At 66.7% G+C, this 20504-nt stretch carries 22 protein-coding genes; 19 read left to right on the top strand and 3 right to left on the bottom strand.

Features of this window, described 5'->3' with window-relative positions; translation table 11 throughout:
• Positions 1-2: 2 nt before the first annotated feature.
• The 4 genes from mftD to mftG all read left to right on the top strand — a co-directional run bounded on the left by mftD (position 3) and on the right by mftG (position 4923).
• Positions 3-1193 (top strand): pre-mycofactocin synthase MftD, encoded by a 1191-nt coding sequence (mftD, locus tag A5650_RS24890; RefSeq protein WP_067298533.1) that lies wholly within the window; start codon positions 3-5, stop codon positions 1191-1193.
• A 133-nt stretch (positions 1194-1326) separates the two neighbouring features.
• Positions 1327-2070 carry a mycofactocin biosynthesis peptidyl-dipeptidase MftE gene (gene mftE, locus A5650_RS24895; RefSeq protein ID WP_067298316.1) on the top strand — a complete coding sequence of 248 codons (744 nt, stop codon included), beginning with the start codon at positions 1327-1329 and terminating at the stop codon, positions 2068-2070.
• A complete protein-coding gene (mftF, locus tag A5650_RS24900) occupies positions 2067-3479 on the top strand; it encodes a mycofactocin biosynthesis glycosyltransferase MftF (protein WP_067298318.1) in 1413 nt (470 codons plus the stop codon). The genes mftE and mftF overlap by 4 nt, the downstream gene beginning before the upstream one ends.
• 13 nt (positions 3480-3492) lie before the next feature.
• A complete protein-coding gene (gene mftG, locus A5650_RS24905; RefSeq protein ID WP_067298320.1) occupies positions 3493-4923 on the top strand; it encodes a mycofactocin dehydrogenase MftG in 1431 nt (476 codons plus the stop codon).
• On the opposite strand, the gene A5650_RS24910 is transcribed toward mftG, so the two are convergent.
• Entirely contained in the window at positions 4846-6495 is a 1650-nt protein-coding gene (locus tag A5650_RS24910; RefSeq protein ID WP_067298441.1) for an MFS transporter, read from the bottom strand. The genes mftG and A5650_RS24910 overlap by 78 nt on opposite strands.
• 90 nt (positions 6496-6585) lie before the next feature.
• Here A5650_RS24910 and A5650_RS24915 point away from each other — a divergent pair, with 90 nt between their 5' ends.
• A complete protein-coding gene (locus A5650_RS24915; protein ID WP_067298442.1) occupies positions 6586-7239 on the top strand; it encodes a TetR/AcrR family transcriptional regulator in 654 nt (217 codons plus the stop codon).
• Here A5650_RS24915 and A5650_RS24920 read toward each other — a convergent pair.
• Together A5650_RS24920 and A5650_RS24925 are read right to left on the bottom strand one after the other, a co-directional pair.
• On the bottom strand, positions 7205-8467 hold the full coding sequence (locus tag A5650_RS24920; RefSeq protein WP_067298443.1) for a cytochrome P450: 1263 nt from the start codon (positions 8465-8467) through the stop codon (positions 7205-7207). The two genes, A5650_RS24915 and A5650_RS24920, sit on opposite strands and share 35 nt — an antisense overlap.
• A gap of 102 nt (positions 8468-8569) precedes the next feature.
• Entirely contained in the window at positions 8570-9820 is a 1251-nt protein-coding gene (locus A5650_RS24925; protein ID WP_067298444.1) for a cytochrome P450, read from the bottom strand.
• A gap of 96 nt (positions 9821-9916) precedes the next feature.
• Between A5650_RS24925 and A5650_RS24930 the strand changes: the two genes are divergently transcribed.
• The 14 genes from A5650_RS24930 to A5650_RS24995 all read left to right on the top strand — a co-directional run bounded on the left by A5650_RS24930 (position 9917) and on the right by A5650_RS24995 (position 20486).
• Positions 9917-11512, top strand: coding sequence for a carboxylesterase/lipase family protein (locus A5650_RS24930; RefSeq protein WP_067298445.1), 1596 nt, complete (start codon positions 9917-9919; stop codon positions 11510-11512).
• Between the two features lie 42 nt (positions 11513-11554).
• Positions 11555-11872 carry a YybH family protein gene (locus tag A5650_RS24935; RefSeq protein WP_067298446.1) on the top strand — a complete coding sequence of 106 codons (318 nt, stop codon included), beginning with the start codon at positions 11555-11557 and terminating at the stop codon, positions 11870-11872.
• A gap of 417 nt (positions 11873-12289) precedes the next feature.
• Positions 12290-12595: a 30S ribosomal protein S10 gene (rpsJ, locus tag A5650_RS24940; RefSeq protein WP_003883485.1), complete on the top strand. Its 306-nt coding sequence runs from the start codon at positions 12290-12292 to the stop codon at positions 12593-12595.
• Positions 12596-12608: 13 nt separating this feature from the next.
• Positions 12609-13286 carry a 50S ribosomal protein L3 gene (gene rplC, locus A5650_RS24945; protein ID WP_067298447.1) on the top strand — a complete coding sequence of 226 codons (678 nt, stop codon included), beginning with the start codon at positions 12609-12611 and terminating at the stop codon, positions 13284-13286.
• On the top strand, positions 13283-13966 hold the full coding sequence (gene rplD / locus A5650_RS24950; protein ID WP_067298448.1) for a 50S ribosomal protein L4: 684 nt from the start codon (positions 13283-13285) through the stop codon (positions 13964-13966). Before rplC ends, rplD begins: the two co-directional genes overlap by 4 nt.
• A complete protein-coding gene (gene rplW, locus A5650_RS24955) occupies positions 13966-14268 on the top strand; it encodes a 50S ribosomal protein L23 (RefSeq protein WP_067091015.1) in 303 nt (100 codons plus the stop codon). Before rplD ends, rplW begins: the two co-directional genes overlap by 1 nt.
• A 24-nt stretch (positions 14269-14292) precedes the next feature.
• Positions 14293-15129, top strand: a complete 837-nt coding sequence (gene rplB, locus A5650_RS24960; RefSeq protein ID WP_067298449.1) for a 50S ribosomal protein L2 — start codon at positions 14293-14295, stop codon at positions 15127-15129.
• 21 nt (positions 15130-15150) lie between these two features.
• Complete coding sequence (rpsS, locus tag A5650_RS24965) at positions 15151-15432, top strand: 30S ribosomal protein S19 (RefSeq protein ID WP_007167837.1); 282 nt, start codon at positions 15151-15153, stop codon at positions 15430-15432.
• A 28-nt stretch (positions 15433-15460) separates the two neighbouring features.
• Positions 15461-16045, top strand: coding sequence for a 50S ribosomal protein L22 (rplV, locus tag A5650_RS24970; RefSeq protein WP_067298450.1), 585 nt, complete (start codon positions 15461-15463; stop codon positions 16043-16045).
• Positions 16045-16917: a 30S ribosomal protein S3 gene (gene rpsC, locus A5650_RS24975; RefSeq protein ID WP_067298451.1), complete on the top strand. Its 873-nt coding sequence runs from the start codon at positions 16045-16047 to the stop codon at positions 16915-16917. Before rplV ends, rpsC begins: the two co-directional genes overlap by 1 nt.
• A 3-nt stretch (positions 16918-16920) precedes the next feature.
• On the top strand, positions 16921-17337 hold the full coding sequence (gene rplP / locus A5650_RS24980; RefSeq protein WP_059101353.1) for a 50S ribosomal protein L16: 417 nt from the start codon (positions 16921-16923) through the stop codon (positions 17335-17337).
• Positions 17337-17570, top strand: coding sequence for a 50S ribosomal protein L29 (gene rpmC, locus A5650_RS24985; RefSeq protein WP_059101354.1), 234 nt, complete (start codon positions 17337-17339; stop codon positions 17568-17570). The genes rplP and rpmC overlap by 1 nt, the downstream gene beginning before the upstream one ends.
• Positions 17570-17872 (top strand): 30S ribosomal protein S17, encoded by a 303-nt coding sequence (gene rpsQ, locus A5650_RS24990; protein WP_067298452.1) that lies wholly within the window; start codon positions 17570-17572, stop codon positions 17870-17872. Before rpmC ends, rpsQ begins: the two co-directional genes overlap by 1 nt.
• Positions 17873-18134: 262 nt before the next feature.
• A complete protein-coding gene (locus A5650_RS24995; protein ID WP_067298453.1) occupies positions 18135-20486 on the top strand; it encodes an arylsulfatase in 2352 nt (783 codons plus the stop codon).
• The last annotated feature ends 18 nt before the right edge of the window (positions 20487-20504 follow it).

Here is a 20504-nt window from a genome sequence, read left to right on the forward strand (position 1 = left end):
TCATGGCCGCCACGTGGTTCGAAACCGTCGCCGCCGCCCAAGAGCGGGCCAAGCGCCGACTTCCCAAGCCGGTGTACTCGGCGCTCATCGCCGCGAGCGAGAAGGGCGTCACGGTCTCCGACAACGTTGACGCGTTCGCCGAGTTGGGCTTCGCACCGCACGTGGTCGGAGCGACGGAGAAGCGCGATCTCGCCACCACCGTCATGGGGCAAGAGATGTCGCTACCCGTTTTGATCTCGCCGACGGGTGTGCAGGCCGTCCACCCGGACGGCGAGGTCGCGGTCGCGCGTGCGGCGGCCGCGCGCGGTACGGCCATGGGACTGTCGTCGTTTGCGAGCAAGCCGATCGAGGAGGTGATCGCGGCCAATCCGAAACTGTTCTTCCAGGTGTACTGGCTGGGCGGTCGGGACGCGATCGCGGCCCGCGTCGAGCGGGCCCGCCAGGCGGGCGCGGTCGGCCTGATCGTCACCACGGACTGGAGCTTCTCCCACGGCCGCGATTGGGGCAGCCCGAAGATCCCCGAGCAGATGGACTTGCGCACCACCTTGCGCATGCTCCCCACCGGTCTGACGCGGCCGAGCTGGATGTGGCAGTGGGGTAAGACCCTGCGGCCGCCGAACCTGCGGGTGCCCAATCAGGCGGCGCGTGGCGAGGACGGTCCGCCGTTCTTCGCCGCCTACGGCGAGTGGATGGGTACTCCTCCGCCGACCTGGGAGGACATCGCCTGGCTGCGCGAGCTGTGGGGCGGTCCGTTCATGCTCAAGGGCGTGATGCGCGTCGACGACGCCAAACGTGCTGTGGATGCGGGCGTTTCGGCGATTTCAGTGTCTAATCACGGCGGCAACAACCTGGACGGCACGCCCGCCTCGATCCGCGCCCTGCGCCCGATCGTCGAGGCGGTCGGCGACGACATCGAGGTGGTGCTCGACGGCGGCATCCGCCGGGGTAGCGACGTGGTCAAGGCCGTCGCGCTCGGCGCCCGCGCGGTGATGATCGGCCGGGCCTACCTGTGGGGCCTCGCGGCCAACGGGCAGGCCGGTGTCGAGAACGTGCTCGACGTTCTGCGCGGGGGCATCGATTCTGCATTGATGGGTCTGGGCCGAGCGTCCGTACATGATCTTGTGCCCGACGACGTGCTGGTCCCACCCGGGTTCATCCGCACACTCGGCGTGCCCGGAGGCTCGACCTCCTGACGGCCGACCCCGGCGTCCGGGAACGTGCTGGTACAGGCGGGGCGCAGGGGACAGGGGGGACGACACCGGCGCCGGTGGCGGAGAAATCGGTGAATCAATTGCTGTGCTTGCTTCAACAATTGGCGCACGACAGGTGAATTCGGCCTACCATCGGCGAGTGCCATCTGTCAGCGAGCTCGCGAATGCGACGTCGAAGCAGCTGCAGAGCACCACGTCAGCACTCCTCGTCCCGGTCGGCTCTACCGAGCAGCACGGCCCCCATCTTCCGCTGGACACCGACACACGGATCGCGACCGCCGTCTGCAGGGCGGTTGCTGACCGGCTGGCCGACCGCGACGAAGCGAACTGGTTGGTCGCGCCGGCCATCGGCTACGGCGCCAGCGGCGAGCATGAGGAGTTCAGCGGCACCGTCTCGATCGGGACGTCCGCGCTGCGGCTGTTGCTGGTGGAGTTCGGCAGGTCGGCATCGCGATGGGCGTCCCGGCTGGTCTTCGTCAACGGCCACGGCGGCAACGTCGAGGCGCTCGCCGCCGCGACCGCTTTGCTGCGCTACGAGGGCCGGGACGCGGGGTGGTGCTCGTGCACGGTCGCGGGTGCGGACGCGCACGCCGGCCATACCGAAACGTCTGTATTGCTACATATTTCGCCCCAGGACGTCCGCCTCGGCGAGCGGGTGCCCGGCAACGTCGCGCCCCTGCGCGAGCTGATTGGAGAGCTGCGCCGGGGTGGTGTCGCCGCCGTGAGCGAGGTCGGGGTGCTCGGCGATCCCACGACGGCCACCGTGGAGGACGGCGCGCGGATTTTTCCCGATATGGTCGAGACATGCCTTAGGCGGATCACGCGCTGGGCTCCGGACCGCGACGGGATGCTGACATGACCGGACCGCGGCTGCCCGACGGCTTCGCCGTTCAGGTCGATCGCCGGGTGAAGGTGCTCGGAGAGGGGTCGGCCCTGCTCGGCGGTTCCCCTACCCGTCTCCTTCGTTTGGCCCCCGCCGCCCAGACGATGCTCAGCGGCGGTCGGCTCGAAGTGCACGACGCCGTCAGCGCCCAGCTCGCCCGCACGCTGCTCGACGCGACGGTGGCACATCCGCGTCCCGCCAGCGGACCGTCGCATCGCGATGTGACGGTGGTGATACCGGTGCGCGACAACGCTTCTGGCGTCCGGCGGCTCCTGACCGCCGTGCGCGGCCTGCAGGTCATCGTGGTTGATGACGGATCGGCCGTGCCGATCGAGGACACTGACTTCGCCGACATTCACGCGCAGGTACGGGTGCTGCGGCACGAGCACAGCCGGGGCCCCGCGGCGGCCCGCAACACCGGACTGGCCGCGTGCACCACCGACTTCGTGGCCTTTCTGGACAGCGACGTCGTGCCGCGGCGCGGGTGGCTGGAGGCACTGCTGGGCCACTTCTGCGATCCCGCCGTCGGCCTGGTGGCGCCTCGCATCGTCGGTCTTCGCGAACCGGACAATATGGTCGCCCGCTACGAGGCGGTCCGCTCGTCGCTCGACCTCGGCTTGCGTGAGGCCCCGGTGATGCCGTACGGCACAGTCTCCTATGTTCCCAGTGCGGCGATCATCGGCCGCCGGGCAGTGCTGCGCGAGGTCGGTGGCTTCGACGAGACGCTGAACGCCGGCGAGGACGTGGATCTGTGCTGGCGACTCATCGAGTCGGGCGCCCGCCTGCGCTACGAGCCCATCGCCCTGGTAGCTCACGACCACCGCACTCAACTACGAGAGTGGTTCGCGCGCAGGTCTTTCTACGGTGAGGCCGCCGCGCCCCTGTCGGTCCGCCATCCCGGCAAGACCGCCCCGCTGGTGATCTCGGGCTGGACGCTGGTGGCCTGGATACTGATGGCGATGGGATCGTCCATCGGATATCTGGCCTCGGTCGTCGTCGCCGCCATCACCGGCCGCCGCATCGCCAAGTCGCTGTCGAGCGTCGAAACCGAACCCAAGGACATCGCGGTGGTGGCCGCACACGGACTGTGGTCCGCCGCCATGCAGCTGGCCTCGGCGATATGCCGACACTATTGGCCGCTCGCACTCATCGCTGCGTTGCTGTCTCGACGATGCCGTCAGGTAGTACTGGTGGCCGCGGTGGTGGAAGGGGTCGTCGACTGGTTGACGCGCAGCCGCAACACCGAAGACGACACCCAGCGGGTTGGGCTGTTCACCTACATCCTCCTCAAACGCCTCGACGACGTCGCCTACGGCGTGGGCCTGTGGACCGGTGTGGTGCGCGAGCGGAATCTCGGCGCGCTCAAACCCCAGATCCGGACCTGAGCGACACCGTTACGTGCGCAGTGACGTCCTGATCGTCGGTGCCGGTAGCGCCGGATCTGTTCTGGCCGAGCGGCTCTCCGCCGACCCGGCGTGCACCGTCACCGTTGTCGAAGCCGGGCCCGGACCATCCGACCCCCACGTCTCGGCGCAGATCAGCGACGGACTGCGGCTACCGATCGGCACGGCCAGCTCGGTGGTGCGGCGGTACCCGACCACCCTGACCGTCGACCCGGTCCGCCATGCGATGCTCATGCGCGGCGAGGTGGTGGGCGGCTCCGGGGCCGTCAACGGCGGCTACTTCTGTCGCGGGCTACCGTCCGACTTCGACGATTGGCGACTGCCCGGCTGGACGTGGTCCGATGTGCTCCCGCACTTTCGCGCCATCGAGACCGACCTCGACTTCGACACTGCGGTACATGGGTCGGACGGGCCGATAACGGTGCGGCGTGTATCCGAATTCGACGGCTGCACAAGCTCATTCGTGAATGCCGCGACTGCGGCCGGACATCCCTGGATAACCGATCTGAACGGCTCGACCGCCGAGCATCCAGTGGGCGACGGAGTCGGGGCGGTGCCGCTGAACATCCACCAGGGCACCCGGATGGGTCCCGGCGGGGCCTACCTTCACCCCGCACTGTCTCGTCCGAATCTCACGCTGCTCACCGACACCCGCGTGCGACGCATCCGAATCGTCGACGGCGAGGCGGTCGGCGTGGAGTGCACGGGTCAGGGCGGCGCAGCCTATCTCGAGGCCGACCGCATCGTGTTGTGCGCCGGTGCGATCGGATCGGCCCAGCTGCTGATGCTGTCCGGTGTGGGCCCACCCGAGGTACTGGCAGCCGCGGGCATCCCGACGGCAGCGAATCTCCCAGTGGGCGTGGTGATGTCGGACCATCCGGAGCTGGTGCTGCCGGTGAATTGGACCGAGACACACGGCCTGCCGCCACTCGAGGCCGTGCTCATCACCGAAAATGGTCTGGAGATCCGGCCGTATACAGCGGGTTTCGGGGCGATGGTGGGCGGTCGGCGCGACGATCCTGCAGACCATCCCCACATCGGGGTGACGTTGATGCGGCCGAAGTCGCGAGGCGTGGTGCGCATCGTCAGCTCCGATCCCGATGTGCCTCCGATCATCGAGCACCGTTACGACATCGAGCCAGACGATGTCGACAAGCTCCGCACCGGAGTCGCGCTGTCGCGCGAACTCGTCGGCGCGACAGCCGAAGTCGGAAAGACCTCATGGTCAACCTCGCAACACCTCTCGGGGACCGCGCCGATGGGCGCCGAAGGCGACGACATCGCGGTGGTCGACCCGCAATGCCGGGTGTACGGCATCGCGGGGTTGTGGGTCGTCGACGGTTCGGTGCTACCGGTGATTCCGAGCCGCGGACCGCACGCCACCATCGTCATGCTCGGGCACCGAGCCGCCGAGTTCATCGTCTGACCGCGAGGTCAGTCGCTCCAGGAGGCGCAACTGCCTCCCGTCGCGGCCGGGTGCCCACACCGCGATGAACGCCGCCGCTACCGCGCACAGTGTGCCGAGCGCGATCAGGGAGACGTGCATCGATTCCACGAACGCCATCCGGGCGGCCTGTGACAACCCGGCGCCCTGCGGGCCCAGCCGGGCAGCCACTTCGAGTGCCTCGGCCAGCGAGTTCGACGCGGCTGTGCGGAGCGCTTCCGGCAGCCCTTCCAGATGTGGCCGTAGCCTATCGCCGTACTGAGCGGCGAGCACCGAGCCCGCCACCGCGATGCCCAGGGCCGCGCCGATCTCGCGGGTGGTGTCGTTGACCGCCGACGCGACGCCCTGCTTCTCGTCCGGCACCGCACCCATGATGGCCGAAGTTGCTGGCGCCGTACATAATCCGATGCCCGTCGACATGATGAGCAGCGGCAGTGCGAGGTCCAAGTATGGCGAGTCGACCTGGAGTGTCTGCATGTAGAACAACCCAACCGCGATCAGTGTCAGGCCGGTGGACAGGACGATCCTCAGCCCCAGCCGTGGTAGATACCACGGCGTTGCCAGGCTGAGGACCAAGAGGGGGGCGACCAGGGGCGCCAACGCGAATGCCGTCTGCAGGGGGCTGTAGCCGAGCAACAGCTGCATGTACTGCATCGCCACGAAGAAGAACCCGAAGTTCGCGAGGAAAAAGAACGTCACCACGACGGCACCGGTGGTGAATTCGGCCTTGGCGAACAACCGAATGTCGAGCAGTGGGTGGGCGCTGCGCAGTTCCCACACTGCGAACGCGGCCGCCATGACAACCCCCGCCGCCATGCATCCGTATACCAGTGGATGCGTCCAGCCATGGGTGGGCGCCTCGAGCACGCCGTATACGAAAACCGCGACGGCCCCACCGACCAGTAAGGCTCCCGACCAGTCCAGCGGTGTGGACTGCTGATCGCGTGACGAGGCCACGGTGCAGGCGAGGCCGAACAGCCCCGCACCGGAGATCGCGAATGCCCAGAAGATGGACTGCCACGACCAGAAGTGGAGCAGCACACCGGATCCTAGGAATCCGACCACCGCGCTCGAGCCGGCGACGCCGGCCCAGATGCCAACGGCCTTGTTGCGCTCGGACTTCGGGTAAGCGGCCGTCAGCAGCGACAGCGTCGCCGGCATCACGAAAGCCGAACCGACCCCGGCCGCGGCGCGGGCGACAATCAGCGCGACCGGACCCTCGATGACGAGCGGTGCGGCCGAGGCGACGGTGAAGATGGCCAGCCCGGCGAGCAGGGCGCCGCGGCGGCCGTACCGGTCGCCGATCGCACCGGCGGGCAGCAACAGGCATGCCAGTACCAAGGTGTAACCGTCGACGACCCACGTCAACTGCGCCTGGGTGGCCGTGGTTTCGACCGCGATGTCGGGCAGCGCGGCATTGAGGGCCACCATCGAGCTGATCGCCAGCGCGACGCCCATGCAGGCCACCGTGAGTAACCAGACGCGCGCTCGGGTCGTCAGGTCCGCGACACTGGCGCCGATATCCTGATCAGACCGGCTGAGGGTGTCGACCATGTGTCGCTCTCTTCCGCCGAAGATTTTCGAGACTAACAGTCTTGTTTCGAGACCGATAGTCTTGTTCCCGGCGAGGAGGTGGGTTAAACGATGAGCGGGGCGAGTACCGACCCGAGGCCGGCGCGGTCCCGCGCCCGCTTGCTCGAAGCGGCGACGACGCTGCTGCGGGCCGGCGGGCCGAGTGCGGTCACGATCGACGCGGTCACCCGCACCGCCAATGTCGCGCGCGCCACCCTGTACCGCCACTTCTCCAGCGCCAACGATTTGATGGCGGCGGCGTTCATGAGCCTGCTCAACCCTGCGCCGATGCCGCCCGCGGAGGGCAGCCTGCGCGATCAGTTGATCGCGGTCGTCGTCGGGTGGGCGGAGTCGATCGCCGAGGTGCCGGCGATGCTCACGGCCATGACGTGGATGGCCTCCGGTCCCGATGTGGGGACGTATTCCGAAGTGCAGGACCCGGATTCGGATGCGGTGGGCACCTTGAGGTCACGGATCATCGCGCTGTATTCGGCACCCTTCGATGCGATTCTCGATGGTCCGCAGGCGGCCGACGAGTTGGACGAGGTGGACCGCTTGCAGACGCTGTCGCTGCTCATCGGCCCGCTGGTTCTCGGCAGGTTGTCGACCGTCGCCGACTTCGATTACCACGCATGCGCCGAGGCTGCGGTGGACGGTTTTCTGGCCACTCACGCGAAGAGGCCGAGCACAATCACCTCAACGAGTACCGAATCGGGAGATGCTTGAGCCCGCCGACGAACACCGTCGCGGCGAGTTCGGGTTCGCCGGCCAGTTCGATCGAATCCAACCTCGGTAGCAGTTCGGTGAACAGGCTGTTCATCTCCATGCGCGCCAACGCGGCGCCGAGACAGAAGTGCACCCCGTATCCAAAGGACAGGTGCTTGTTCGGATCGCGCCCCACGTCGAACTTGAACGGCTCGTCGAACACGTCTTCGTCGCGGTTGGCGGATGTGTAAGCGAGATAAACGGATTCACCCTTGGCGATCGGAACGCCGCGGACCTCGGTGTCTTCGGCGGCCGTGCGCATGAACTCCTTGACCGGGGTGGTCCAGCGGATCATCTCCTCGACCGCGGTGCCCATCAGTTCCGGCTGCGCCTTCAGCCGGGCGAGTTGGTCGGGATTGTCGACCAGCGCGCGAAGGCCGCCGGAAATCGCGTCCTTGGTGGTGTCGTGGCCTGCGGTGGCGACGATGACGTAGTACGACGCGGTGTCGACATCGGAGAGCGGCTCACCGTTGATGGTTCCGTTGGCGATGGCCGACGCCAGGTCGTCAGTCGGGTTGGCCCGTCGTGAGGCGGTCAGTTCGTGGAAGTAGGCGAAGAACTCGATCACCGTCTGCAGCTTCTCTTCGGGAGTGGTGCCGCGCTGGTACTCCTCGTCGTCGCCGCCGAAGATCTCCTGGGTCAGCTTGAGCATGCGCGGGAAGTCCTCCTCGGGCAGGCCGAGCAGCGACAGGATCACATAGAGCGGGTAGTGCACCGCTATGTCCTCGACGAAGTCGCACTCCGGCCCGAGGTCACGCATCTTGTCGACGTAGCGCTTGGCCAGCTCGTCCACCCGGACCTTCAAATCGCGCATCGCCTTGGGGCGGAACCAATCTGCGCCGATCTTGCGGACGTCGCGGTGATGTGGATCGTCCATGTGGATCAAGGTGCGCAGCCCCATGCCGGCCTCGAGTTGAGCCCGCGCGAGGTCGTCCGCCTCGGCGGTCGCCAGCAGGGGCCGTGGCTCGCTCAGCCACAGGTTGTTCGCCCTCTCGATCTCCATGATGTCGGCGTGCTTGGTGATCGCGTAGAACGGCCGATACGGCTCATGGTCCACATAGGGGACCGGGTTGTGGGTCCGAAGATGAGCCAGCGCGGCTTGCAGCCGGTCCTCGTCGGCATACGCCTTGGGGTCGGCGAAGACCTTCGCGGCTTCCTGTGATTTCTGATCCATCGTCGGCGTGCTCATGAAGCTCCTCGGAACGACTTGACGGGTGTCAAGGGCAGTCTATGTGACCGACACCACTTCACGCTGCGAGGGTGCTCTCCCTCACCGCGACGGCGCCGAAGTTCAGCGCAGCCCGTACTTGATCGGCAGGTGCTTGAGCCCGCCGACGAAGATCGTCGCGATGAACTCCGGGTCGCCGGCCAGCTCGATCGAATCGAGCCGCGGCACCAGTTCGGTGAAGAAGCTGTTGATCTCCATGCGCGCGAGTGCGGCGCCGAGACAGAAGTGCACGCCGTATCCGAACGACAGGTGCTTGTTCGGGTCGCGACCCACGTCGAAGCGGAACGGTTCGTAAAAGATGTCCTCGTCGCGGTTGGCCGAGACGTAGGACAGCAGCACCGACTCGCCCTGTTTGATCGGCACGCCGCGCACTTCGGTGTCGGCCGTGGCGGTGCGCATGAACTCCTTGACCGGGGTCGTCCAGCGGATCATCTCTTCGACCGCGGTGCCCATCAGCTCCGGGTGAGCCTTCAGGCGGGCGAGCTGGTCCTGGTTTTCGATCAACGCCAGCAGGCCACCCGAGATCGCCGCGCTCGTGGTGTCGTGCCCTGCACTCGCGACGATGACGTAGTAGGACAGGCAGTCGACGTCGTTGAGGTATTCGCCGTCGATCTTGGCGTTGGCGATCGCCGAGGCCAGGTCGTCGGTGGGGTTGGCCCGGCGCTCGGCGGTCAACGCGGTGAAGTAGCGGAAGAAGTCGGTGATGACCTCGTGCAGTTCCTGCGCGCTCCTGCCGCGGGTGAATTCGTCGTCGTCGCCGCCGAACATCTCCTGGGTGAGCTTGAGCATGCGGCCGAAGTCCGATTCGGGCAGGCCGAGCAGCGAAAGGATGACGTACAGCGGGAAATTCACCGCGACCTCTTGGACGAAGTCGCATTCGGGGCCCTGTTCGACCATCTTGTCGACGTAGATCTTGGCCAGCTCGTCGACGCGGGTCTTCAGCGCGCGCATCGCCTTGGGGCGGAACCAGTCCGCACCGATCTTGCGGATGTCGCGGTGTAGCGGGTCGTCCATGTGGATGAGCGTGCGTAGTCCGCCGCCGGCGGCGAGGTTGGCCTGGGAGAGGTCGTCGGTGGCGGCCGTGACGAGCATCGGGCGCGGGGCGTTGATCCACAGCTCGTTGTCGCGCTCGATCGCCATGATGTCGGCGTGCTTGGTGACGGCCCAGAACGGCCGGTAGTCGGGCACGTCGACAAGGGACACCGGGGCGTTCTCGCGCAGGTGGGCCAACGCGGCGTGCAGGTTCGCCTCGTCGGTGTAGGCCTTCGGGTACGCCAGCACCTTGGCGGCGTCGTCGATGATCGGCGTGCTCATAGTTCCCTCGCTCAGGGTCATTCTTGACAGCTGTCAAGTATGCACCCTAAGCGATGACGCGGCCGGGGATCCGCATCGCCTCAGTACGCTCGCGGCGTGGCGAGTGGAACGGGTGGGCGGCGCGTCCGGCGCGGCGCCCGACGTGCGACGGCGTTGCTGGTTCTGCTCGCCATCGCGCTGTCCGGGTGCGGCCGGGGCGAGACTGCCGCCGTTGATGTGCCCGTCGACCCCGGGGTTGTGCAGACCGCCGCGGGGGCCGTACGCGGGACTATCGCCGACGATCACCGCTACTTCGCCGGAATCCCTTATGCGGCACCGCCTGTCGGAGCGCTGCGTTGGCAGCCGCCCGCGCCGGTCGCGCCGTGGGCCGGATTCCGCGACGCGACGCGCCCCGGCGCGCGGTGCATCCAGGACACCAGCTCCGACGTCGACCGGCGGCCACCCAGCGAGGACTGTCTGACCCTCAACGTCTGGACCCCGCCGCCATCGGATGAGAAGCGTCCGGTGCTGGTGTGGATCCACGGCGGCAGCTTCCTCAACGGCAGCGGCGACATCTACCCGGCACGGCGCCTGGCCGGCCGCGGCATCGTCGTGGTCACGATCAATTACCGCCTCGGCGCTCTGGGCTTCCTCGCCCACCCGGCGTTCGACTCCGGCGGTGATGTCGGGAATTACGGCCTCGCCGACCAGCAGGCCGCGCTGCGCTGGGTCCGCGACAACATCGCCGGATTCGGCGGCGATCCCGACAAGGTCACCATCGCGGGCGAGTCGGCGGGCGGGATGGCGGTGTGTGACCACCTCGTCGCTCCTCAATCGCGCGGCCTGTTCAGCGCGGCGATCATCCAGAGCGCGCCTTGTCAGGCGCAATACGATCTGCCGGCCGCCCAGGAGGCCAGCGCCGCCTACGCGGCGGACGTCGGATGCACCGATCCCCGCGTCGCCGCGGGCTGCCTTCGGTCGCTACCCGCGGACCGATTGCAAAAACCGCTCACCTACGCCCGATTCGGCACAGAACGGCTGAGCGGTCCGGTCGCGGGCACCGAGGCGCTGCCCGAGAACTCGTTCGCCGCGATCACCGGCGGTAAGGCCGCCCGCGTGCCGGTCATGATCGGCACCACCGCGGACGAATTCGCTTTGTTCGCCGCGCTGCAGACGCTGCGCGGTCGTCCGTTCGACGCCGGCCACTACCCCGAGCTGCTGGCCGAGGCGTTCGGGCCGCATGCCCCCGCCGTGGCTCAGCGGTATCCGCCCGACCGGTACGGCGGCAATGTCGCGCTGGCGTACTCGGCGGCGGTGACGGCTGCCGACTTCGCGTGTGTGGCCGACCGGATGGCCGGCGCCATGGCGGACCGGCCGGTCTACGCATACGAGTTCGGCGACCACGACGCGCCTGCGCCCGAACCGCTGCACGAAGCACCGTTCCCGATCGGGGCGGCGCACTCGCTGGAGTTGCGGTATCTGTTCGACGTCGGCGGTGCGACGCCGCTGAGCCCCGCGCAAGAGCGACTGTCCGACGAGATGATCGACTACTGGGCGCAGTTCGTCGCGACCGGGTCGCCAGGACCCGACTGGCCGAAGCTGACGAATTCGCCTCCGGGCGAGCGGATGTGGTTGGAACCAGACGGCAACCGCGTCATCACGGACTTCGCCGAAAAACACCAGTGCGCTTTCTGGGCGGGTCTGCGAGGCTGATCGCGTGCCGACTCCTGAGCCCGAGGCTTCGCCGACGACTGGGTGCGCGCGTGGAACGCTCATGACGTCGAGGCCGTGCTCGTGCATTTCACCGACGACGTGCTGTTCACCTCGCCGGTCGCCGCGCGGGTGTTGCCGCAGACCGGGGGAGTGGTGCGCGGCAAGGATGCGCTGCGTCAGTACTGGGTCACGGCGCTGGCTACCCAGCCGGATCTCCACTTCGAGGTCGTCGGGGTCTACCGCGGTGAGTCGACGTTGGTGATCAACTACCGCAATCACCGCGGCGGTCTGGTCAACGAGGTGCTCACCTTCGGTGCCGACGGACTCGTCCGCGAGGGGTACGGCACCTACAGCGGCTGACGCGGGATGCCGGCCAGGTGTCGCCAGACGCGATATGTCGTGGTCGCGGCGGCCATGGCGGTATACCTTACTGCGCGGTAAGGTCGGCTGCGGCCGCCGACGTCTCCGCAGCCGGGTTTCCCGTGGCCAGGGATTTGGAGCGTGCCGTTTTCTAGGGCATACTGTTCGGGTTGCCTTGAGCCGGGACGGTGCCTGTTCGGACCGCGTGGCCGGGGCATACGACCGGCGCCCAACCGGGCGCATCCGGTGCCAATCTCGATCGCGACGATTTTTGGAGCGGACGAGTGCGTGTGCGGGCGACACACCCGACCGCGGGGACCGGTGGACCACAGACAGAAGAACAGCGGCGGCATAGCAGCATGACTGCGCCGGTGAGAGCGGCCCAACCGGGCCCAGTATGAGTGAGGTAGGAGAAGCGTGGCGGGACAGAAGATCCGCATCAGGCTCAAGGCCTACGACCACGAGGCGATCGACGCCTCGGCGCGCAAGATCGTGGAAACGGTCACCAGAACCGGCGCCAGCGTGGTTGGTCCTGTGCCGCTGCCGACCGAGAAGAACGTGTACTGCGTCATCCGGTCCCCGCACAAGTACAAGGACTCGCGGGAGCACTTCGAGATGCGCACTCACAAGCGGCTGATCGACATCCTCGACCCGACGCCGAAGACCGTTGACGCTCTGATGCGCATCGATCTGCCGGCCAGCGTCGACGTCAACATCCAGTAGGAGAGACCAGAACATGGCTAGCGGTAGTAAATCCGCCGCCCCGCGGCGAGGCATTCTGGGCACCAAGCTGGGCATGACGCAGGTGTTCGACGAGAACAACCGGGTCGTGCCGGTGACGGTCGTCAAGGCCGGGCCCAACGTGGTGACGCGCATCCGCACGCCGGAGCGCGACGGGTACAGCGCTGTGCAGCTGGCCTACGGCGAGATCAGCCCCCGCAAGGTGAACAAGCCTGTCACGGGCCAGTATTCGGCCGCCGGGGTCAACCCGCGCCGGCATCTGGCCGAGTTGCGGCTCGATGACGAATCCGCCGTCGCCGAGTACGAGGTCGGTCAGGAGCTGACCGCCGAGATCTTCGCCGACGGCACCTATGTCGACGTGACCGGCACCAGCAAGGGCAAGGGCTTCGCCGGCACGATGAAGCGCCACGGCTTCCGCGGTCAGGGCGCCAGCCACGGCGCGCAGGCTGTGCACCGCCGCCCCGGCTCCATCGGTGGCTGCGCCACACCGGGCCGGGTGTTCAAGGGCACGCGCATGTCGGGCCGTATGGGCAACGACCGCGTGACGACGCAGAACCTGTTGGTGCACAAGGTCGATGCCGAGAACGGCGTGCTGTTGATCAAGGGCGCCATCCCCGGCCGTAACGGCGGGCTCGTGATGGTCCGCAGCGCGATTAAGAGGAGCGAGAAGTGACCGCGGACGCGAGGAGCAAGACAGGCGGAGCTCTCAAAGTTGATGTCCACACCCCGGCGGGTAAGAAGGACGGCTCCGTCGAGCTGCCCGCCGAGCTGTTCGACGTCGAGGCGAACATCGCGCTGATGCACCAGGTGGTGACGGCGCAGTTGGCCGCGGCACGGCAGGGCACGCACTCCACCAAGACCCGCGGTGAGGTCTCCGGCGGCGGCAAGAAGCCGTACCGGCAGAAGGGCACCGGCCGCGCGCGCCAGGGCTCGACCCGCGCCCCGCAGTTCTCCGGCGGTGGCACGGTGCACGGCCCCAAGCCGCGCGACTACAGCGAGCGGACCCCGAAGAAGATGATCCGCGCCGCTCTGCGCAGTGCCCTGTCGGACCGCGCGCGCAACGACCGGATCCACGCGGTCACCGAGATCGTCGAGGGTCAGACCCCGTCGACCAAGAGCGCCAAGGCGTTCCTGGCCACGCTGACCGATCGTCGCAAGGTGCTTCTGGTCATCGGCCGCACCGACGAGGTGGGCGCCAAGAGCGTGCGCAATCTCCCCGGCGTGCACGTGCTTTCGCCCGATCAGCTCAACACCTACGACGTGCTGAACGCTGACGACGTGATCTTCAGTGTCGAGGCGCTCAACGCCTACATCAGCGCCAACCAGACTGCGAAAGAGGAGGTGTCGGCCTGATGGCGACCGTCACTGATCCCCGCGACATCATCTTGTCGCCGGTCATCTCCGAGAAGTCGTACGGGTTGATCGAGGACAACGTCTACACGTTCGTCGTGCATCCCGACTCGAACAAGACGCAGATCAAGATCGCGATCGAGAAGATCTTCGGCGTCAAGGTCGACTCGGTGAACACCGCCAACCGGCAGGGCAAGCGCAAGCGCACCCGGACCGGATACGGAAAGCGCAAGAGCACCAAGCGCGCCATCGTGACGCTGGCCGCAGGCAGCAAGCCCATCGACCTGTTCGGAGCGCCGGCCTAGCCGGCAGAAAGAACTTAAAGAATCATGGCAATTCGCAAGTACAAGCCGACGACCCCCGGTCGCCGCGGTGCCAGCGTCTCCGATTTCGCTGAGATCACCCGCGACCATCCGGAGAAGTCGCTGGTTCGTCCGCTGCACGGTCGGGGCGGCCGAAACGCGCACGGGCGCATCACCACTCGGCACAAGGGCGGCGGGCACAAGCGCGCCTACCGGGTGATCGACTTCCGTCGCAACGACAAGGACGGCGTCAACGCCAAGGTCGCGCACATCGAGTACGACCCGAACCGCACCGCGAACATCGCACTGCTGCACTACCTTGACGGCGAGAAGCGCTACATCATCGCCCCCCAGGGTCTCAAGCAGGGCACCATCGTCGAGTCGGGTCCCAACGCCGACATCAAGCCGGGCAACAATCTTCCGCTGCGCAACATCCCCGCGGGCACGCTGGTGCACGCGGTCGAGTTGCGACCGGGCGGTGGAGCCAAGCTCGCGCGTTCGGCCGGGTCCAGCATTCAGCTGCTGGGCAAGGAAGGCACGTACGCATCGCTGCGTATGCCGTCCGGTGAGATCCGCCGCGTCGACGTGCGCTGCCGCGCCACCGTCGGTGAGGTGGGCAACGCCGAGCAGGCGAACATCAACTGGGGCAAGGCCGGCCGCATGCGATGGAAGGGCAAGCGTCCCACCGTCCGTGGCGTCGTGATGAACCCGGTCGACCACCCGCACGGTGGTGGTGAGGGTAAGACCTCCGGTGGTCGCCACCCGGTGAGCCCGTGGGGTAAGCCCGAAGGCCGCACCCGCAAGCCCAACAAAGCGAGCAACAAGCTCATCGTCCGTCGCCGGCGCACCGGCAAGAAGCGCTGAGAGTAGGCAGGTACAAGGAATATGCCACGCAGCCTGAAGAAGGGTCCGTTCGTCGACGACCATCTGTTGAAGAAGGTCGACGCACAGAACGAGAAAAACACCAAGCAGGTCATCAAGACCTGGTCGCGTCGGTCGACCATCATCCCCGACTTCATCGGGCACACCTTTGCGGTGCATGACGGCCGCAAGCATGTCCCGGTGTTCGTCACCGAGGCGATGGTGGGTCACAAGCTCGGCGAGTTCGCCCCGACCCGCACATTCAAGGGTCACATCAAGGACGACCGGAAGGCTAAGCGCCGATGAGCGCTTGCGCGAAGAGCAAAGGCTTTTGATGAGTATCACGACTGAATATCCGTCTGCCGTCGCCAAGGCGCGCTTCGTGCGCGTGTCGGCGACGAAGGCGCGCCGGGTCATCGACCTGGTGCGCGGCAAGTCGGTGTCCGAAGCGCTGGACATCCTGCGGTGGGCACCGCAGGCGGCCAGCGAGCCGGTCGCCAAGGTCATCGCGAGCGCGGCGGCCAATGCGCAGAACAACCAGGGCCTGGATCCGTCCACCCTCGTGGTCGCCACCGTCTACGCCGACGAAGGGCCGACCGCCAAGCGCATCCGGCCGCGCGCCCAGGGCCGTGCTTTCCGGATCCGCAAGCGCACCAGCCACATCACGGTGGTCCTGGAAAGCCGAGTGAGCCAGGAGCAGCGTGGCAGCGGCCAGTCGGCCAGCGCGGCGCGCGCACGTCGCGCTCAGGGCAGCAAGGCCAAGAGCGCTGAAGCGGCCAAGAAGGCGCCCGCTGACAAGGCCGCCCAGAAGGCGCCCGCCAAGAAGGCGGCGCCCAAGAAGTCGGCAGAGGCGAAGGCCAGCACCAAGGCCGAGAAATCGACTGCTGAAGCGTCCGATGCGAAGGAGGGCTCGGAGTAGTGGGCCAGAAAATCAATCCCCACGGCTTCCGGCTCGGTATCACCACCGACTGGAAGTCCCGGTGGTACGCCGACAAGCAGTACAAGGATTACGTCAAGGAAGACGTGGCGATCCGGCGGCTGCTGGCCACCGGTCTCGAGCGCGCCGGCATCGCCGACGTGGAGATCGAGCGCACCCGCGACCGCGTGCGCGTCGACATTCACACCGCACGTCCGGGCATCGTGATCGGCCGCCGTGGCACCGAAGCCGACCGCATCCGCGCCGATCTGGAGAAGCTGACCGGCAAGCAGGTGCAACTGAACATCCTCGAGGTCAAGAACCCCGAGTCGCAGGCGCAGTTGGTGGCCCAGGGCGTCGCCGAGCAGCTGTCCAACCGCGTGGCGTTCCGCCGCGCCATGCGCAAGGCAATCCAGTCCGCGATGCGGCAGCCGAACGTCAAGGGCATCCGCGTCCAGTGCTCGGGCCGCCTCGGTGGCGCCGAGATGAGCCGCTCGGAGTTCTACCGCGAAGGTCGCGTGCCGCTGCACACGCTGCGCGCCGACATCGACTACGGCCTGTACGAGGCCAAGACCACCTTCGGCCGTATCGGCGTGAAGGTGTGGATCTACAAGGGCGACATCGTCGGTGGCAAGCGTGAGCTGGCCGCTGCGGTGCCCGCGGGTGCGGATCGTCCGCGTCGCGAGCGTCCGTCGGGCACCCGGCCTCGCCGTAGCGGCGCGTCGGGCACCACCGCGACGAGCACCGAAGCCGGCCGGGCGGCCACCGGCGGTTCCGACAGCGGCACCGCTCCGGCAGGCAGTGTGGCAGACAACGCCGCGGCTGCGCAGGCAGCGGCTGCGGTCGAGACGCCCACGGAAAACACGGAGAGCTGAACCATGTTGATTCCCCGCAAGGTCAAGCACCGTAAGCAACACCACCCGAGGCAGCGCGGCATCGCCAGCGGCGGCACGACGGTGAGCTTCGGTGACTATGGCATCCAGGCGTTGGAACACGCCTACATCACCAACCGGCAGATCGAGTCCGCTCGTATCGCGATCAACCGGCACATCAAGCGTGGCGGCAAGGTGTGGATCAACATCTTCCCGGACCGCCCGCTGACCAAGAAGCCGGCCGAGACCCGTATGGGTTCCGGCAAGGGTTCGCCGGAGTGGTGGGTGGCCAACGTCAAACCGGGTCGCGTGCTCTTTGAGCTGAGCTACCCCGACGAGGCGACCGCCCGGGCCGCGCTGACCCGTGCGATCCACAAGCTGCCGATCAAGGCACGCATCGTTACCCGAGAGGAGCACTTCTGATGGCAGTGGGAGTGACGCCGGGCGAACTGCGCGAGCTGACCGACGACGAACTGAAGGATCGGCTGCGCGAGTCCAAGGAAGAGCTGTTCAACCTGCGCTTCCAGATGGCGACCGGCCAGTTGTCGAACAACCGCCGGCTTCGCACGGTGCGTCAGGAAATCGCGCGTGTGTACACCGTGCTGCGCGAACGTGAGTTGGGTCTGGCCTCCGGACCCGTGGGTGAGGATTCGTAATGGCAGAGAACAAAGGGGCAGGCCCCAAGTACACGCCGCGGAAGGAAGAAGAGCGCGGCCGGCGTAAGACGGCCATCGGTTACGTGGTGTCGGACAAGATGCAGAAGACCATCGTGGTCGAGCTGGAAGATCGTAAGAGCCACCCGCTCTACGGCAAGATCATCCGCACCACCAAGAAGGTCAAGGCGCACGACGAGAACGACAGCGCGGGCATCGGCGATCGGGTGTCGCTGATGGAGACGCGTCCGCTGTCGGCGACCAAGCGCTGGCGGCTCGTCGAGATCCTCGAGAAGGCCAAATAGGGCGCACAGCCCCAGCCTCGCAGCAGGCCCTCACACGACATCCGTGTGGGGGCCTTCTTGCGAACGCTTCGCGTTGGTCCTCGCGAGAGCTGTTTGCGCTATGCAACTTCGCGTTGACTTCGCTGGGTGGCGGGACTTGCAGCGACGCATCGCCGCCCTGGGGCGCGACTCGCGTTGATGACCTCGACGTCAGATCGTCAGCCAACCGGGACGCCCGGGTGTAATCTCCGGGCCAACCTTCGACGCGACACCGAGGCGGGGCATGGCAACCGAATTCAACGGCAGGATCGAACTCGACATCCGAGACTCCGAACCGGACTGGGGACCCTACGCTGCGCCCACCGCCCCCGACGGCGCACCCAACATCCTGTACCTCGTGTGGGACGACATCGGGATCGCCACATGGGACTGCTTTGGTGGGCTTGTCGAGATGCCGACTATGAGCCGTATCGCCGAACGCGGCGTTCGGCTCTCGCAGTTCCACACCACCGCGCTCTGCTCGCCGACCCGCGCCTCACTGCTGACGGGTCGAAATCCGACGACCGTCGGCATGGCCACCATCGAAGAGTTCACCGACGGCTTTCCCGGTTGCAACGGCCGGATTCCATTCGACACCGCGCTGCTGTCCGAGGTGCTCGCCGAGCACGGATACAACACCTACTGCGTCGGAAAGTGGCATCTGACCCCACTCGAGGAGTCGAATCTAGCTTCTACGAAACGACATTGGCCGCTGTCACGGGGCTTCGAGCGTTTCTACGGTTTCATGGGCGGTGAGACGGACCAATGGTATCCGGACCTGGTCTATGACAACCATCCCGTTGCTCCGCCGACGACACCGGAGGAGGGCTACCACCTGTCAAAAGACCTGGCGGACAGGACGATCGAGTTCATCCGCGATGCGAAGGTCATCGCACCTGACAAGCCGTGGTTTTCCTACGTGTGTCCCGGAGCCGGCCACGCGCCGCATCACGTATTCAAGGAGTGGGCCGACCGCTACGCCGGCAAGTTCGACATGGGCTACGAGCGTTACCGCGAGATGGTGCTCGAGAACCAGAAGGGGCTCGGTATCGTCCCCGCCGATACCGAACTCTCACCGATGAATCCGTATGGAGACATCAAGGGACCCAACGGTGAACCGTGGCCGGAGCAGGACTCGGTGCGGCCCTGGAACGAGCTCAGTGACGACGAGAAACGCCTGTTCTCCCGCATGGCCGAGGTGTTCGCCGGCTTCCTGTCGTACACCGACGCCCAGATCGGCCGCATCCTCGACTATCTGGAGGACTCGGGTCAGCTCGACAACACGATCATCGTCGTCATCTCCGACAACGGGGCGAGCGGGGAAGGCGGACCGAACGGCTCGGTCAACGAGGTCAAGTTCTTCAACGGCTACATCGACACGGTCGAGGACGGTCTACGGCTGCTCGACAATCTCGGCGGACCGGATACCTACAACCACTATCCGACCGGCTGGGCGATGGCGTTCAACGCCCCCTACAAGCTCTTCAAGCGCTACGCTTCGCACGAAGGCGGAATAGCCGACCCCGCAATCATCTCCTGGCCCAAGGGCATCGCCGCGCACGGCGAGGTACTGGACACCTACATCAACGTGTGCGACGTCACCCCAACCATCTACGAACTGTTGGGAATCACGCCGCCGGAGACGGTCAGGGGAGTACCGCAGAAGCCGTTGGACGGTGTGAGTTTCGAGGCGGCGCTCAAAGATTCGTCGGCCGTGACCGATAAGCACACGCAGTTCTACACGATGCTCGGCACGCGGGGAATCTGGCATGACGGCTGGTTCGCCAACACCGTCCACGCCGCCTCCCCGGCCGGTTGGTCGCACTTCGACAAAGACCGGTGGGAGCTGTTCCACATCGAAGCCGACCGCAGCCAGTGCCATGATCTGGCCGCCGAAAAACCAGGCAAGCTCGAAGAACTCAAGAAACTGTGGTTCACCGAAGCCGACAAGTACAACGGCCTTCCGCTGGGCGACCTCAACATCTTCGACACCATATCGCGGTGGCGGCCCAGCCTCGCCGGGCAGCGCGAGTCCTACCTCTACTACCCCGGAACGGCCGACGTCGGCACCGGCGCGGCGGCCGAGATCATGGGCCGGTCGTTCTCGGTGATGGCCGAGCTGACGATCGACACCTCCGGAGCGGAGGGCGTGATCTTCAAACACGGTGGCGCACACGGGGGACACGTGATGTTCATCCAGGATGGCCGGCTCCACTACGTCTACAACTTCCTCGGCGAACAGGAACAACAGCTGTCGTCGCCGGACCCGATACCGTTGGGGCGGCACATATTCGGGGTCGCGTACGTGCGCACCGGAACCGCAGAGGGCAGCCACACTCCGTTGGGAGACGCTGCGCTGTACATCGACGACCAAGAGGTCGCGACGTTCAGCGGCATGCGTGTGCATCCGGGGACGTTCGGGCTTGCCGGTGCCAGTCTGAGCATCGGCAGGAACTCGGGATCCCCGGTCTCGCGGTCGTACAAGCCCCCGTTCGCCTTCACCGGCGGCACCATCACCCAGGTGAACATCGACGTCTCGGGTAAGCCGTACGTGGACGTGGAGAGGGAGTTCGCGCGCGCTTTCGCGCAGGACTGAGGACAAGGCGGGATCCAG

It is taken from the genome of Mycobacterium sp. 1164985.4, from assembly GCF_001668575.1.
Taxonomy (GTDB): domain Bacteria; phylum Actinomycetota; class Actinomycetes; order Mycobacteriales; family Mycobacteriaceae; genus Mycobacterium.

Coding starts and splice junctions, on each gene's coding strand:
- mftD (WP_067298533.1), top strand. CDS start 3: ATGGCCGCCACGTGGTTCGAAACCGTCGCCGCCGCCCAAGAGCGGGCC.
- mftF (WP_067298318.1), top strand. CDS start 2,067: ATGACCGGACCGCGGCTGCCCGACGGCTTCGCCGTTCAGGTCGATCGC.
- A5650_RS24910 (WP_067298441.1), bottom strand. CDS start 6,495: ATGGTCGACACCCTCAGCCGGTCTGATCAGGATATCGGCGCCAGTGTC.
- A5650_RS24915 (WP_067298442.1), top strand. CDS start 6,586: ATGAGCGGGGCGAGTACCGACCCGAGGCCGGCGCGGTCCCGCGCCCGC.
- A5650_RS24920 (WP_067298443.1), bottom strand. CDS start 8,467: ATGAGCACGCCGACGATGGATCAGAAATCACAGGAAGCCGCGAAGGTC.
- A5650_RS24925 (WP_067298444.1), bottom strand. CDS start 9,820: ATGAGCACGCCGATCATCGACGACGCCGCCAAGGTGCTGGCGTACCCG.
- rplC (WP_067298447.1), top strand. CDS start 12,609: ATGGCTAGCGGTAGTAAATCCGCCGCCCCGCGGCGAGGCATTCTGGGC.
- rplW (WP_067091015.1), top strand. CDS start 13,966: ATGGCGACCGTCACTGATCCCCGCGACATCATCTTGTCGCCGGTCATC.
- rplB (WP_067298449.1), top strand. CDS start 14,293: ATGGCAATTCGCAAGTACAAGCCGACGACCCCCGGTCGCCGCGGTGCC.
- rpsS (WP_007167837.1), top strand. CDS start 15,151: ATGCCACGCAGCCTGAAGAAGGGTCCGTTCGTCGACGACCATCTGTTG.
- rplV (WP_067298450.1), top strand. CDS start 15,461: ATGAGTATCACGACTGAATATCCGTCTGCCGTCGCCAAGGCGCGCTTC.
- rplP (WP_059101353.1), top strand. CDS start 16,921: ATGTTGATTCCCCGCAAGGTCAAGCACCGTAAGCAACACCACCCGAGG.
- rpmC (WP_059101354.1), top strand. CDS start 17,337: ATGGCAGTGGGAGTGACGCCGGGCGAACTGCGCGAGCTGACCGACGAC.
- rpsQ (WP_067298452.1), top strand. CDS start 17,570: ATGGCAGAGAACAAAGGGGCAGGCCCCAAGTACACGCCGCGGAAGGAA.
- A5650_RS24995 (WP_067298453.1), top strand. CDS start 18,135: ATGGCAACCGAATTCAACGGCAGGATCGAACTCGACATCCGAGACTCC.